The sequence below is a fragment of the Rahnella inusitata genome (assembly GCF_018288855.1).
Lineage (GTDB): Bacteria > Pseudomonadota > Gammaproteobacteria > Enterobacterales > Enterobacteriaceae > Rahnella > Rahnella inusitata.
The window spans coordinates 105,389-119,510 of record NZ_CP065025.1 but is presented as its reverse complement, the minus strand read 5'-3'; the positions used below and the strand labels follow the sequence as shown (position 1 = coordinate 119,510).

Annotated in this window: 17 protein-coding genes and 1 pseudogene; 8 read left to right on the top strand and 10 right to left on the bottom strand. The window is 51.8% G+C overall.

The window, feature by feature from the left end; genetic code table 11:
* Positions 1 to 9: 9 nt before the first annotated feature.
* The gene (locus I2123_RS22480; protein ID WP_213052824.1) at positions 10 to 1,161 is read right to left on the bottom strand and encodes an efflux RND transporter periplasmic adaptor subunit; all 1,152 of its coding nucleotides are present in this window, start codon (positions 1,159 to 1,161) and stop codon (positions 10 to 12) included.
* Between the two features lie 67 nt (positions 1,162 to 1,228).
* Positions 1,229 to 1,564, bottom strand: coding sequence for a helix-turn-helix domain-containing protein (locus I2123_RS22475; RefSeq protein ID WP_112167899.1), 336 nt, complete (start codon positions 1,562 to 1,564; stop codon positions 1,229 to 1,231).
* A gap of 345 nt (positions 1,565 to 1,909) precedes the next feature.
* On the opposite strand from I2123_RS22475, the pseudogene I2123_RS22470 reads away from it, so the two are divergent.
* Together I2123_RS22470 and I2123_RS22465 are read left to right on the top strand one after the other, a co-directional pair.
* Positions 1,910 to 2,394: pseudogene (locus I2123_RS22470) on the top strand (aldo/keto reductase).
* A 33-nt stretch (positions 2,395 to 2,427) separates the two neighbouring features.
* Positions 2,428 to 3,417: an aldo/keto reductase gene (locus I2123_RS22465; RefSeq protein ID WP_213052823.1), complete on the top strand. Its 990-nt coding sequence runs from the start codon at positions 2,428 to 2,430 to the stop codon at positions 3,415 to 3,417.
* Positions 3,418 to 3,476: 59 nt separating this feature from the next.
* Here I2123_RS22465 and I2123_RS22460 read toward each other — a convergent pair whose 3' ends face one another.
* Together I2123_RS22460 and I2123_RS22455 are read right to left on the bottom strand one after the other, a co-directional pair.
* A complete protein-coding gene (locus tag I2123_RS22460) occupies positions 3,477 to 4,370 on the bottom strand; it encodes a LysR family transcriptional regulator (RefSeq protein WP_213052822.1) in 894 nt (297 codons plus the stop codon).
* The gene (locus tag I2123_RS22455; RefSeq protein WP_213052821.1) at positions 4,363 to 5,280 is read right to left on the bottom strand and encodes a LysR substrate-binding domain-containing protein; all 918 of its coding nucleotides are present in this window, start codon (positions 5,278 to 5,280) and stop codon (positions 4,363 to 4,365) included. The genes I2123_RS22460 and I2123_RS22455 overlap by 8 nt, the downstream gene beginning before the upstream one ends.
* Positions 5,281 to 5,413: 133 nt before the next feature.
* Here I2123_RS22455 and I2123_RS22450 point away from each other — a divergent pair, with 133 nt between their 5' ends.
* Both I2123_RS22450 and I2123_RS22445 read left to right on the top strand, forming a co-directional pair.
* Positions 5,414 to 5,998, top strand: coding sequence for a hypothetical protein (locus tag I2123_RS22450; RefSeq protein WP_213052820.1), 585 nt, complete (start codon positions 5,414 to 5,416; stop codon positions 5,996 to 5,998).
* A gap of 193 nt (positions 5,999 to 6,191) precedes the next feature.
* A complete protein-coding gene (locus I2123_RS22445; protein ID WP_112167894.1) occupies positions 6,192 to 7,433 on the top strand; it encodes a diguanylate phosphodiesterase in 1,242 nt (413 codons plus the stop codon).
* Between the two features lie 87 nt (positions 7,434 to 7,520).
* Here the strand turns inward: I2123_RS22445 and I2123_RS22440 are convergent, their stop codons facing one another.
* The 4 genes from I2123_RS22440 to ycgZ all read right to left on the bottom strand — a co-directional run bounded on the left by I2123_RS22440 (position 7,521) and on the right by ycgZ (position 8,919).
* A complete protein-coding gene (locus I2123_RS22440) occupies positions 7,521 to 7,775 on the bottom strand; it encodes a biofilm development regulator YmgB/AriR family protein (RefSeq protein WP_112167893.1) in 255 nt (84 codons plus the stop codon).
* A 110-nt stretch (positions 7,776 to 7,885) separates the two neighbouring features.
* Complete coding sequence (locus I2123_RS22435; RefSeq protein ID WP_414060403.1) at positions 7,886 to 8,221, bottom strand: biofilm/acid-resistance regulator YmgB/AriR; 336 nt, start codon at positions 8,219 to 8,221, stop codon at positions 7,886 to 7,888.
* The gene (locus I2123_RS22430; protein WP_112167891.1) at positions 8,202 to 8,495 is read right to left on the bottom strand and encodes a hypothetical protein; all 294 of its coding nucleotides are present in this window, start codon (positions 8,493 to 8,495) and stop codon (positions 8,202 to 8,204) included. The genes I2123_RS22435 and I2123_RS22430 overlap by 20 nt, the downstream gene beginning before the upstream one ends.
* A 184-nt stretch (positions 8,496 to 8,679) precedes the next feature.
* Positions 8,680 to 8,919, bottom strand: coding sequence for a regulatory protein YcgZ (gene ycgZ / locus I2123_RS22425; protein WP_213052819.1), 240 nt, complete (start codon positions 8,917 to 8,919; stop codon positions 8,680 to 8,682).
* A gap of 363 nt (positions 8,920 to 9,282) precedes the next feature.
* On the opposite strand from ycgZ, the gene frmR reads away from it, so the two are divergent.
* Both frmR and I2123_RS22415 read left to right on the top strand, forming a co-directional pair.
* Positions 9,283 to 9,558, top strand: a complete 276-nt coding sequence (gene frmR, locus I2123_RS22420; protein ID WP_213052818.1) for a formaldehyde-responsive transcriptional repressor FrmR — start codon at positions 9,283 to 9,285, stop codon at positions 9,556 to 9,558.
* A 63-nt stretch (positions 9,559 to 9,621) separates the two neighbouring features.
* Positions 9,622 to 10,731: an S-(hydroxymethyl)glutathione dehydrogenase/class III alcohol dehydrogenase gene (locus I2123_RS22415; RefSeq protein ID WP_213052817.1), complete on the top strand. Its 1,110-nt coding sequence runs from the start codon at positions 9,622 to 9,624 to the stop codon at positions 10,729 to 10,731.
* Between the two features lie 267 nt (positions 10,732 to 10,998).
* Here the strand turns inward: I2123_RS22415 and I2123_RS22410 are convergent, their stop codons facing one another.
* Positions 10,999 to 11,376 (bottom strand): hypothetical protein, encoded by a 378-nt coding sequence (locus I2123_RS22410; protein ID WP_213052816.1) that lies wholly within the window; start codon positions 11,374 to 11,376, stop codon positions 10,999 to 11,001.
* A gap of 116 nt (positions 11,377 to 11,492) precedes the next feature.
* On the opposite strand from I2123_RS22410, the gene I2123_RS22405 reads away from it, so the two are divergent.
* On the top strand, positions 11,493 to 11,738 hold the full coding sequence (locus I2123_RS22405; protein ID WP_112167886.1) for a DUF1272 domain-containing protein: 246 nt from the start codon (positions 11,493 to 11,495) through the stop codon (positions 11,736 to 11,738).
* A 2-nt stretch (positions 11,739 to 11,740) separates the two neighbouring features.
* Here I2123_RS22405 and I2123_RS22400 read toward each other — a convergent pair whose 3' ends face one another.
* On the bottom strand, positions 11,741 to 12,394 hold the full coding sequence (locus tag I2123_RS22400) for a DUF1028 domain-containing protein (protein WP_213052815.1): 654 nt from the start codon (positions 12,392 to 12,394) through the stop codon (positions 11,741 to 11,743).
* Positions 12,395 to 12,538: 144 nt separating this feature from the next.
* Here I2123_RS22400 and I2123_RS22395 point away from each other — a divergent pair, with 144 nt between their 5' ends.
* A complete protein-coding gene (locus tag I2123_RS22395) occupies positions 12,539 to 14,113 on the top strand; it encodes an ABC transporter substrate-binding protein (RefSeq protein WP_213052814.1) in 1,575 nt (524 codons plus the stop codon).
* Positions 14,114 to 14,122: the final 9 nt, after the last annotated feature.

Here is a 14,122-nt window from a genome sequence, read left to right as displayed (position 1 = left end):
GTTCCCTGATTAAGACTTTGCTGGCTGCTCATGAGGCTCGACGGCCTCTCCCGGCTTGATTTTCTGTACACCTGATACCACCACGCGATCGCCCGCCGACAGACCGGACAGCACCTGCCATTGGTCATCAAGCGCTTTGCCGGTGGTGATGTTTTTCAGCGCCACTTTGTTATCCGCACCGACCACCAGTGCGGTCGCCTCACCGCGCGGATTACGGGTGACGGCCACCTGCGGCACCAGCAATGCGGTCGGAATAACGCCCTCGTCCAGCCGCGCACGGACAAACATGCCGGGCAGTAAACGGTGCTGAGGATTGGGGATCACCGCGCGCAGGGTAATAGAACCCGTGGTTTCATCGACGGTGACATCGGAGAATTCCAGCGCGCCTTTTGGCGCATAGATACTGCCGTCAGAGAGCATCACGGTCACCTCGGCGTTACCGGCGGTTTGTTTAATTTCGCCGTCCGACATCGCCTGACGCAGGCGCAGGAATTCCTCCCCCGACTGGGTAACATCGACATACATCTGATCCAGCTGCTGAACGGTCGTCAGCGAGGAAGTTTGCGCGTTTTGCACCAGCGCCCCTTCTGTCACCGAAGAGCGCCCGATCCGCCCGGCAATTGGCGACGTGACGGTGGTGTATTGCAGATTAATACGGGCTGATTTCACCGCTGCTTTGGCTGCGACGACCGCGGCCTGAGCCTGTTGGGCAGTGGCCTGCGCCTGATCGAAATCCTGCTGGCTGATGTAATGCGTGCCGGTCAGCGTGCGGTAACGATTCACCGTGGTTACTGCGATCCGCGCGCTGGCCTCGGCTTGTGCGAGGTTTCCCAAAGCGCTGTCCAGAACGGCCTGATACGGCGCGGGGTCAATCTGGTACAGCGCCTGCCCTGCATTCACGTCGCTGCCTTCGGTGAATAACCGTTTTTGAATAATCCCGGACACCTGCGGACGCACCTCGGCAATACGCAGCGCAGACGTTCTTCCCGGTAATTCAGAGGTCATCTTCAGCGGCGCAGTGGTGAGTTTTATAACGTTAACGTCGGTTAATTTTTGCTGCGCAGAGGCGGTATTTCCGCTCTCATCACACCCCGTTAATACCCAACTCCCTGATAACAGACAAAAGGCTGCCAAAGGCTTTAAAAGCCCTAAATGATTCATGAATTCCCACCTCAAATAACAACGTAATGATTAATGCAAAAAAGCGCCCAATAAAAACTCAACATAATTACGCCGGATGTGACTGATGCATTCTCCTGTAGGCCTGTGGCGGTAAGCTGTATTTCCGGGAAAAAGTTCGCGAAAAAGACTGCTGTGAGTCATATCCGTATTTATATGAAATATCGACCACCGGATTTTTAGTATGAAGAAGCTCATCTGCCGCCAGCGCCAGCTTACGGTCACGGATATAATTCCCCAGCGTGTGGCCTGTCTCCTGCTGAAACATCCTCTGCAAGTGCCATTTGGAATAGCCGGATTTTTCAGCGACATCCCGAATTTTTAACGGCTTGTCGATATTTTCTTCAATCCAGCCGATTAAAGACCTGATGATTTCTTTGTGCATCACAAATACCTCTTACAACCGGAGTATGCAGTGCGCGAAACGAAACGGAATCACACGTGATTTTCAATACCCTGACCGCCGCAATAACGGCGATCGGCACAACGATAAGTGAACTGGCAGCAGTAATAAGGCGTGGATAAGAGTAAAAGCGACAGGACTGTCCTGACTCTTATAGGTCGAGATTAGCATTCATGTTTCACGGTTATAAGATCATGAATTACGAATAGCTCTATGAGTTGAATTCATTAATGAGCCCTGCTCATAAAGCCTATCCATTTACAGCCTCTAATCTGATAAATCCTTCTGGGTTATGATTTTCACATACCCAAGTACAAGGATAACGACATGCAAACAGTCAAACTGAACGATGGTCTTGAAATGCCCGTGCTGGGCTTTGGCGTCTTCCAGATGACGGATGCGGCCGAATGCGAACGCGCAGTGCTCGACGCGCTGGAAACCGGTTATCGCCTGATTGATACCGCGGCGTCCTATCAGAATGAAACTCAGGTCGGTAATGCGCTGAAACAGAGCAGCATCCCGCGCAGCGATCTGTTCGTCACTACCAAGTTATGGTTGCAGGACACCAGCTACGAAGGGGCAAAAGCGTGGGTCAGGTCGTTCTGCGCTGGCTAACCCAGCGCGGCATTGCTTCGCTGGCAAAATCCGTTCGCAAAGAGCGCATGGAAGAGAACATGACTATTGAGGATTTCGAACTCAGCGAAGAACAGATGATGCAAATCACCGCGCTGGATGCCGCCACCAGCGCCTTCTTCTCGCACCGTGACCCGGCGATGGTTGAATGGCTGACGGGTCGTAAACTGGACGTGTAATCACGCATTTCACTCAACATGAGGAACTTACCCATGCAAAAACGTTATCTCGGAAAATCCGGACTGGAAGTCTCCGCGCTCGGCTTAGGTTGTATGGGCCTGAGCCACGGTTACGGCCCGGCGACGGATACCCGTCAGGCGGTCGAGCTCATTCGTGCGGCAGTTGAACGCGGCGTGACGTTCTTTGATACCGCCGAAGTGTACGGCCCTTACCTGAACGAAGAAGTGGTCGGGGAAGCATTAAAACCGTTCCGCGACCGCGTGGTGATTGCTACGAAATTCGGCTTTACCTTTGGTGAAGACAATAAGCAGCAGAATCTCAACAGCCGCCCGGAGCACATTCGCGAAGCGGTGGAAGGATCGCTGCGTCGCCTGAAAACAGACGTTATCGATCTCTACTATCAGCATCGTGTCGATCCGGATGTGCCGATTGAAGACGTCGCGGGCGCGGTAAAAGACCTGATTGCAGAAGGTAAAGTGAAACACTTCGGCCTTTCTGAAGCCGGTGCGCAGACCATCCGCCGGGCACATGCGGTTCAGCCTGTAGCGGCGCTGCAAAGTGAATATTCAATGTGGTGGCGTGAGCCGGAGCAGGAAATCATGCCGGTGCTCGAAGAACTGGGGATTGGCTTTGTGCCGTTCAGCCCGCTGGGTAAAGGCTTTTTGACCGGCGCGATCAAAACCGGGACGACCTTTGGCGCGGATGATTTCCGCAGCCAGGTGCCGCGTTTTGCCGCTGAGGCGATCGAAGCCAATGAAAAGCTGGTGGTCTTGCTGTCTGAACTGGCTGCGGGGAAAGGCGTGACGTCTGCGCAAATTGCCCTGTCCTGGCTGCTGGCACAAAAACCTTGGATCGTGCCGATTCCGGGTACCACCAAACTGCATCGTCTGGAGGAAAATATGGGCGCTGCGGACGTGGTACTTTCACCAGAAGACTTGGGGAAAATCACGCAGGCGCTGGACACAGTGAAAATCACCGGCGAACGCTATCCGGCATCATTGCAGGCGCGCGTTGGGCGTTAAAATCTGTTGTGGCCTGCGATATCATCAAGATATCGCAGGCCTTTTTTTTAGCGGGTCAGTTACTCGGAATAGCGCAGCGCATCAATCATCAGCGCAAAGGCCGGTGGATGTTGTTTCCGACTCGGGTAGTAAAGGTAATAACCGGGAAACGACGGGGACCATTCGTCGAGGACCTGAATCAGTTCGCCCGACTTCACCGCCTCTTCCACCAGATCTTCCGGCACGCAGGCAAGCCCGAATCCGCACTTCACTGCATCGATCCGCTCGGACAAATGATTGAAAATCAGCTGCCCTTCTACCCGCACGCGTAACGGCTTACCCTCTTTCTCGAACTCCCAGTGATACAAGCCTCCGGCGGTCGGTAAACGCATGTTGATGCACCGGTGATTTTGCAACTCATGCGGGGTCAGCGGGATACCGTTCTTCTCAAAATAAGCGGGCGAACCCACCACGACCATGCGCATATCCGCGCCCATTTTGACCGCAATCATATCCTTATCCACGCTTTCGCCCAGACGCACCCCGGCATCGAAACGGCCATCAACGATATCGACAAAGCCGTTATCGACCACCATCTCAACATTGATATCCGGATATTCCAGCAAAAAAGGCTTCAGCTTTGGCCAAAGCACGCTTTGCGCCGCATGTTCGCCCGCTGAAATGCGGATATTGCCGGAAGGCGTGCCGTTGAGCTGGAGCAGGGTTTGGAGTTCATGTTCAATCTCGGCCAGACGTGGTTCAAGGCAGGCGATGATCCGCTCCCCGGCTTGCGTTGGCGCCACGCTGCGAGTGGTGCGGGTCAGCAGACGAATGTTTAAGCGCTCTTCCAGCGCTTTGATCGCATGGCTTAACGCCGACTGCGAAACGCCCAACTTCCCCGCCGCCTTGGTAAAACTTCTCTCCCTGGCAACCACCAGAAAGATCTGCAACTCGTTGAAGTTCTCTTTAAGCATTGCGTAATTCCTTACATTTATCCGTTACCATCATTTGCTGCAATATCCACTGGCGTAATGCTTCGATATCAGCGCGTTGTGCGTTTTCTTCAAGAGTGACTAAATAATAACGGGCTCCGGGGAGCGAACCCTCGAAAGGCACCGTCAGCATTCCGCGCTTCACTAAATCCCCCACCAATAACTGACTGGCAATCACCACACCCTGCCCGGCCACAGCGGCCTGTACGGCATGCGTTTCATCACTGAAATGCAGCCCTTTAGAGAGATCGAGCTTTTGGGGCCCGAAGCAGCGCTGCCAGTGTTTCCAGTCAGGTGAATCTGCCGGAACATGGCGATTCTCGATATGAAACAGCGTGGCGTTATTGAGGTCATTCACGGTTTTCAGTTTCAGTGAAGGGCTGGCGACAGCGATAAACCTGTCTTCATACAGCAACGTGCTGTGCAAATGCGCGTCCGGAATTTCGCGGTAGCGGATCGCCACATCCACGGTGTGCAGGGTGAGATCCACCCTTTCAATGCCGGTGTGCAGGCGTAAATCAATATGAGGAAACTGAAGTTTAAAATCGGCCAGACGCGGGACCAGCCAGTTAGTCAGAAAATTGGACGTTGTGGTGATGGTAAGCGCCGGAGGTCGTCTGAAGGCATCGATTTTTACAACGGCGTCTTCAAGCGCCGCAAAGGCGGTTTGCGTTCCTGAATAGAGCATCTGTCCCATCTCAGTCAGATTAACGCCCTGTGCATTTCGCTCAAAAACACGACACTCCAGCATGGATTCAATCAAACGGATCTGATGACTGATGGCCGTGGCGCTAACGCTGAGGTGTTCCGCCGCTCGCTTGAAACTCAGACACTCTGCGACAGCATGGAACGCACGCAGCGCGCCCAGCGGGGGCAACCGGTTTTTATTCATGATGAGTTATTTTCATCCATACCTGAAATCTATGACTTTGATCGTGGGATTCTATAAAGGATAAGCTCACCTCACTTCCCGATCAAGGATGAAGAAAACGTTATCTCCCGGAATCAATAGAGTGAGGTCTGAAATGAAAGTCTCTGCTATTAATGAGTTTCCCCTGCCGCTGGAGGAGGCACGCATCAACGCGAGCGTGATCCTGTGTAGCGGATTTTTTGCTCAGGTTGTAATGCTGATAAAACTGACTGGCCTGCTAAGCTTTCCGTTCAGCATGATCCCGCAGCCCGTTTTACTTTGCACAGTATCCGCGGGCTTTTTTGCCGGCCAGATGAAAATGGTAATACAAAAAACGCCCCTGAAACGCACCTGTCTGGGGTTTATTATCACCGCCACCGGCCTTTTGCTGCTTCTCACCGTTAACAACAGGCTTGACGGATTAGCGCTGTTGCCGGGACTCGCGCTGTCGGGCATCGGACAGGGGATTGTTTTATCAGCGGTTCTCAGAAAAGGAGAACAAACAAAACCGGTGTGGTATTCACGGGGAGTGATGATCGGCGCACTCATTACAGCCACCGCCCTCACGATGACTTCATGCCTGCTTCTGCAATCGGGGTTTACCAGCCATGAGGGATATCCCTATGCTTTTGCCCTGTTAATGGATTTATCATTGTTCGGCGCAATCTACGTGCGGATGATAGAGCGGGAGAACGCTTAGTACTAAAAGGATAATCGTGACAGATGCGTGTGCGATTGCCTTGCACGCCGGGGAGTTGAGATCATCTGATCTATAAGAAGAGACAGTTATTCATCTTAATATGTAAGTAAAACTGATCAATTAAGACTTTTCCATAAAAAAAATATATCTGATATTGTATGGGTAATTACAAGTTTCCACTCTGGAAGATTCAATGCTTTTAACCCTCGTTTATCGCAGTCATGTCAGCGAACATGTTCAGTCAGCCTCTCTGGAAGGGCTGGTTGCGCAAGCCAGCATTAAGAACGAAATATCCGGCATTACCGGCATCCTGCTGTTTGACGGAACGCATTTCTTCCAGCTGCTGGAAGGTCCTGAAGATGCCGTCGATGCCCTTTACAGCACCATCTGCCGCGATCGTCGTCATCATAACGTGGTGGAACTGATGCGCGATTACGCGCCCTCCCGCCGGTTCGGCAATGTGGGCATGGAACTGTTTGATTTGCGTAAGCATCATGAAGATGTAGTGCTTCAGGCCGTCCTCGATAAAGGGACGTCAAAGTACCGCCTCACCTATGATGACCGGGCATTACAATTCTTATGCACCTTTGTGCAGGCCCGCGAAAAAGAAAACTATCTTGAAATCCTGCCAAGCGGTTCCTGGTCTTTCATTGCCGATGAAGCGCTTAAACCTGAAGTAGAATTTATCTTTCCCGAAATGCAGGATTATAGCTTCGCTTTCCAGCCGATTGTCGATCCGCTGAGTAAGGAAATTGTCTCCTATGAGGCCACACTGCGCGGTCCGGACGGCGGTTCGCCGATGGGCTATTTCTCGCAGCTGTCCCGCACCACCATTTACGAAGCCGATCTCAAGTCTAAAAAACTGGCCTTTGCGCTCGCCAATAAGATGGGCATCAGCAATAAAACGCTGTGCATTAAGCTACTGCCGATGACGCTGGTGATGGTGCCGGATGCCGTCGAGTTTTTGGTGCAAGAAATCACCGCTAATGGCCTGGTGCCGGAGCAGATTGTGGTGGCGATCACCGAGAACGGCGTTATTACTCGTGAAGATAAATTTACCGCGGCCATGAAGCAGTTAAAAGCATCGGGAATGCGGCTGGCGATTGATGATTTCGGGGCAGGATCGGCCGGGCTGTTGCTGCTGACGCAATGTCAGCCGGACAAGATCATGATTGATCGCAACATCATTTGTGATGTGCACACCAGCGGGCCGAAACAGGCCGTGGTGCAGGCGATCATCAGATTCTGTTCTTCACTGGAGGTCTCGGTTATCGCCACGGGCGTGGAAAAACCAGAAGAATGGATGTGGCTCGATGCGGCGGGGATTTGTAACTTCCAGGGCGAACTGTTTGCCACGCCAAGGCTTAATGGCGCGCCGGTTGTCGCCTGGCCGGAAGTTAAGCAGGAATATCAGTTAAGAGATCAAACCCTCTGACAGCCTGAGTATGGCTTCTTAAGAAAAGTATAAGCCCGGTAACAACGGTAGTTACCGGGCTCACTTCAAAATTCTGCCCCGCCGGTATTAGTCGTTATCGTCCGACGTGCGGTAAACCACATATTCCAGCGCTTCTAAGTAGACGTCCTGCTTACTCAATTCGCTTTCCTGCTCAATTTTCTGAATCAGACAAAGAATAATATCTTTGTGGGTCACATTATCTTTCTGATTCTTCAAATTGTTATAGATACGGATGACGGTTTCATTTCCAACCAGAAGCTCAGGATCTTCTGTCAGAATATAATCGGCCAATTTCACATGAGTATAAGACACATCTTGCATTTTAATACCCTCCGCGACCTGCTGTTGTTAACGTTTAATGAGACATTGCGCTCAGGTGCTGAAACCTGAGCGCAATGTTATTTAAGATGGAAACGTGAAATCTGTCGAATTCAGAAACCGGAATCATCCGGCGTCATACCCACGACCATTTCGAGGGCATTGCGCAGAACATCCAGTTGCACGACGTCTGACGTGCATTCCAGCTGATTAATAAGGTGTAAAATGATGGCCTTGTTGGTCACCGTTCCCTTCTCAGCCATAATAAGGCGGATCGCCGCACCCAGTACTTCTGTTTCGCTGGAGTACAACTCACCTGCTTTAGCAAAATGCTTATAAATTTCTGTACCGCTTACAGAGCCTGTCATCGGTCGGGACTGGTTTGATGTCATCGCGTCGCTGAAATGAGGGGTGCCAGCGCGGGAGGAATCAGTGTTTTTTCTGGTCATCGGACGGCCCTTGAGCATTGAAAAAGTGTCGTACATTGTCGACGTCCCGAACTTCGTAGCTGATCTGCGCACGCTTTTCAGCCAGATTATGACGGATCTCGTTAATGACCCGTTCGCAGGCGCTTTTTCGATTAATGTTATCCGCGTTTACAGCCATAAACTGTAATTGCGCAATGAGTCTGTCGGTGGATATTGGATTCTTTGATTTCAACAAGGAAACCACCGCCTCACCAATCAGCTTATCAGTTAATTTTTCTTCGGTACTTCTATACATATTAGCAGCCTCTGAATATACGCTGGCCAAAGGTCTTGGGCAGATGAGCTTCAGGTTCAGAGTTATTATTTTACGCCAAAAGCAGTAAAACGTTGTTAGGCTATGAATGAATCAAGCCCGCGTAATATGTCATACTGAAATGCTTTGAAGCCAATCTTTAACTCTATAACTCACTCACTGTTGATTAGGAATCACGCTCCAGCACCAGACGGATCAGCTTCAAATAATGCCTTTCCTCTTCTTCACTGCCAGCCGCTTCAACACGATTTAACAGCTTAGAACACAGGGCTTTGCGATTGAGGTTCTTGCCTGCCTCCAGAATTTCGACTACCACCCGCCCCATTGTCTCTTCCTCAGAAAATACCTGACTGTACAGTGAAGGGTATGTGTCCGAAGACAATCCATTGTATCTATTCTGTCGCATGATTAACCCTTATGTTAATACGTGTGTGAATAATAATTTAGTGTGTGACCATAAAGTTATACAAGATATAAGAAGTTGTACAGGTATTTTAGGAAAAAAAAGCTAGCAATGTTTTAATTCGCAGGGGAATTAACTGTAAGCCAATGAATTTAAAGCATTCAGCGCCTCAGGTCAAAACCGATACAACGGTGTAATTCGGGGGCAAGAACTTGTACAGGCAAGGATGCTGGTTTTACCGTGAATTGAGTTTGATTACCCGATGTGGAGAAATACCTTCTACAATCTGACTAATGATCAAATTACACTATACTCCCCCACAGTATAATCATATACTCCCTCCCACTATACTAGGAGTTGCCATCGATGCCACATACACCCGCTGAAAAGAAAAAGGTTTTATCACGCGTCAAACGCGTGCGCGGCCAGCTTGAAGCGCTTGAATTAGCGCTTGAACGTGGAGATGACTGCAGCCCGGTATTACAGCAAATCTCTGCCATCCGCGGCGCCGTCAATGGCCTGATGGCTGGCGTGCTGGAAAGTCATCTGCGCGAAGAACTGAAAAGTGCAGATGCCACAGAAGAATCACGAGACGCATCTATTGATGATGCCGTTGCTTTAATACGTACCTATCTTCGTTAACCCCGCTCTTTATGGCGATTTGAAAAACTCAAATCGCCCTATACCTTACCAAAAGGAAAGATCATGAAATCACGTGCAGCAGTCGCTTTCGGCCCCGGCAAACCGCTTGAAATTGTCGAAATTGACGTCGAGCCACCACGCGCCGGTGAAGTACTGGTAAAAATTACCCATACGGGTGTCTGCCATACCGATGCTTTTACCCTTTCAGGTGAGGATCCTGAAGGTGTGTTCCCGGCCGTGCTGGGACACGAAGGTGCCGGCATAGTGGTAGAAGTGGGCGAAGGTGTGACCAGCGTTGTGCCAGGCGATCACGTTATTCCGCTTTACACTGCAGAATGTGGCGAATGCCTGTTCTGTAAATCAGGTAAAACCAATCTGTGTGTCGCCGTTCGCGCCACGCAGGGCAAAGGGGTTATGCCTGATGGGACAACGCGTTTTTCCTACAACGGCCAGCCAATCTTCCACTACATGGGCTGTTCAACCTTTAGCGAATACACCGTGGTAGCTGAAGTATCACTGGCAAAAATCAACCCTGAAGCCAACCATGAACACGTTTGCCTGTTAGGCTGCGGCGTCACCACCGGCATCGGCGCGGTTCACAACACAGCGAAAGTTCAGGAAGGTGATTCCGTTGCCATCTTTGGGCTGGGCGGCATTGGCCTTGCAGCACTTCAGGGTGCACGTCAGGCCAAAGCGGGTCGCATTATTGCCATTGATACCAATCCGGCGAAATTCGAACTGGCGAAGAAATTCGGCGCGACAGAATGTCTTAATCCGAATGATTTTGATAAGCCGATTCAGGAAGTCATTATCGAAATGACCGGATGGGGTGTCGACCATTCCTTCGAATGTATCGGTAACGTCAATGTGATGCGTGCCGCGCTGGAGAGTTCACACCGTGGCTGGGGACAGTCCGTCATTATCGGCGTCGCCGGTGCAGGGAAAGAGATCTCTACCCGTCCTTTCCAGCTCGTCACAGGCCGTCAGTGGAAAGGTTCTGCTTTCGGTGGTGTGAAGGGTCGAAGCGAGCTGCCGGGCATGGTGGAAGATGCCATGAAGGGTAAAATTGAGCTCGAGCCGTTTGTCACACACACCATGGAACTGGAGAAGATTAACGACGCTTTCGACCTGATGCACGAAGGTAAATCTATCCGTACGGTGATCCATTTTTAAGCGTACTTCGCTGAAAGTGTAAAGCAGGTTTAACGAGTGAGGCGCGGGGGAAGAATTTTGGTTTCCCGCCCTCCTTCTCCCCCAAAAAGAGCATTCGCTTATGCTCACCCCGCTTTTCCCCGCACGCAGGCAATAATAGCAGGCAGGCTTGATGGCCTGGAATAGAAAAGGCCTGACGTTAAACATCAGACCTTTCATATCATCCCCCTCAAATAATGAGAGGGGAAAACGACCAGGAGCGGGCGATCGTTTAATCGACCCGGCGCTTTAGATGTCGTTAATCATACGCGCGCGCTTCGTTACATCTTTAAATACGGCACTTTTGACGCGGGCACATATAAGGGTTTTCTTATCGCTCAACTCCAGAGCCAGCATCTCTTTGGAGTCTTTGTTCATCATATCTCCCTCTTTCTTGAAGATATAAAAACTCTCATTGAGTTTTTTAAACTGTTGTTCATAAATTTTAAACTCTTCCGGATTGAGTTTTTTCAAAGCAGTGTATTCTTTGAGGCAGGCATCATTGTTGCCGGAGGTATTTTGAACAGCAGCCTCTTTGCCAGGTTGCGCACAAGCGCTGAGAAGTACGGTTGCGCAAAGCATTGCGGTAGAGGAAAACATTTTAGTCATAGTAGTTTCAATCATCATGATGAATTATGTTGTGAAGTTACATCAGTTTAATCTATATGTGAAAGTAAAAATCGCAAATATTGACTGTTGTCATACAGATTTTTTATAAGCTATCCATCAGAGGATAATTAATCATGCTCGAACTCAGACCCGGCTGTGAATGTTGCGATAAAGATCTCCCGCCCGATGCGAAGGACGCCAAGATTTGTTCATTCGAATGCACATTCTGCGCGGCGTGCGCAGACAGTAAATTGAAGGGGATCTGTCCCAACTGCGGCGGGGAACTGGTCAGCCGTCCTCGCCGTCCGGCCGGTAAATTAGCTAATAACCCGCCGTCGACGACCCGCGTACACAATCCGGCGGGATGCGAGGCAAAGTAATTTCATCCGCCTGGTCGCCCTTTGGGCAGCGCGGCAAAAAAATCAGCGTGAGCGGGCGCGCGGGTCTGTTGCAGAATGTCTGCTAACATTTGCAGCGGTGCATCCGACCAGTCGGCACGCAAATCGACACTGGCGTATTGCCGGTCGTTCCAGATTTTAAGCGCCGCGGATTTCAGCCCGCGCCGGTCGCCTCCGGCCTCTGCTCCGGCGTTCATCGCTGCCAGCAGACGGTCGGTGAACGGCAGAGAGTCGCGCTCGTCATAGGTTTTTAGCATCGCCTCCAGCGTTTCGCCGCCGGTCAGCAGGTTTCCGCCCACCACGCACTGTCGCCCAGTCAGGCTTCCCGCCCAAATGCCGCACGCGCCACCGCTCCACTGCGCGGTATTGCCCTGACTGTCCACAATCAGCACCTGTCTTCGGTCTGCGTCCGCATCGTTCTGAAGTATCTTTTTCAGCGCTGCGGCAGCGTCGTATCCTTCCTTTAACAGCGCCAGACCCTGTTCACCATACAGCGGATTGGTCATCGCCTGAGTGGCGATCGCACCGGTCTGCGCGTGGCCATGAACCACCAGCGCACCGACGGCAGGGCCTGCGGTGGCAGTCGCGACGCCCAGCGCCCCGGAATGGGGATCCCGCGCGACAATCGAAAAGGTCATAAGCACTCCGTGACAGTCTGGTTAAATTTATGCGTATGAATTATTGCAATTACGTTTATTTATACGCATAAATAATAGACAGGACAACGCCTGATTTTTCTCCTGAGGTGTTCATCACAGGTTTTACTTAGCGACGAGGTCGATATGCTGCCAGCTTTGCGAAAGTGTGTTATCCCGCTCTGTCTTTGCCTTGGCGCGCTGTCGTGGCAGGTGCCGGTGCAGGCAAAAACCCCGGCGGATGCGCTGTTAATTGGCCAGGTGGCGGAGCCGCAATCGCTCGATCCGCAGGTTGCCACAGCGGCCAACGACTCACGCATTCTGGTGAATATCTTCGACGGACTGGTGCGTAACGGCGAAGGAAAGCTGGATATCGAACCGGCGCTCGCCACACGCTGGGAAATCAGCCCGGACGGACTGACCTACCGTTTTCATCTGCGCGAAGGGGTGAAATTTCAGGACGGCACGCCGTTCAATGCCGAAGCGGTTAAATTCACCTTTGACCGGATGCTGGATGATAAAAATCCGTGGCACAACACCGGCCCGTTCCCGCTGTCGTTCTTCTTCTCGTCGATAAAAACTATCGAAACGCCAGATGAAAACACGCTGGTATTTACCCTGAAAGAGCCCTTCTCACCGTTCCTTTCCAATCTCGCGACGCCCACCGGGCTTATTGTCTCGCCCGCCGCCGTGAAAAAATATGGCAAAGACTTTGGACGACATCCGGTCGGCACCGGCGCATTCACCTTTGCCGAATGGAAAGCCAATCAGCGCGTGGTGGTAACCGCCAATGACAGTTACTGGGACGGCAAACCGGCGGTCAAAAACGTGGTGTTCAGGCCGATCACCGACGGCAATACGCGGGTGGCTGAAATGCTGTCCGGCGGGATTGATGCCATGGTGGAAGTCCCGCCCGACACGGTCAAATTGTTCGCGGAGAAAAGCAATCGCTTCCGTCTCTATCAGACCACCGGCCCGCACGTCTGGTACGTGATGCTCAATACGCAGGTACCGCCGTTCAACGACGTGCGCGTACGGCAGGCGGTCAACTACGCCGTCAACAAACAGTCGCTGGCTGACAATATTTTGCAAGGATCGGCGGACGTTGCCGACGGACCTGTTCCGCGCGCCTTTAACTGGGCGGCCAACAAAGACGTGACGCCTTATCCGTATGACCCTGCCAAAGCCCGTGCGCTGCTGAAAGCTGCCGGCGCCGAAGGTGCGACGCTGACCTTTTACGTCACCGAGGGGGGATCCGGGATGTTGGATCCTGTCCCGATGGCGACCGCGATTCAGGCGGATCTCAAAGCCGTCGGGCTGAACGTCTCGATCCAAACCTACGAGTGGAACACCTATCTGTCGAAGGTTAATGCCGGTCTGGACAATCGCACTCACATGGCCGAAATGGCGTGGATGACTAACGATCCGGATACCCTGCCGTTCCTGACGCTGCGCACTGACGCCTGGCCGAAAAAAGGCGGCTTCAATTCCGGCTATTACAGTAATCCGCAGGTCGATACCCTGCTGCAAAAAGCACGCATGACCACCGATACCGCCGCCCGCGGCGCGCTTTATCGTCAGGTACAGCAGCTTGTACACGACGACGCCCCGTGGATTTTTGTTGCTAACTGGAAGCAGAACGCGGTGACATCCACGCGTATTCAGCACTTCGCGCTGCAACCTAACTTCAACCTGTTGCTCAACCGGGTGACCAAACAGTAATCGGAGATA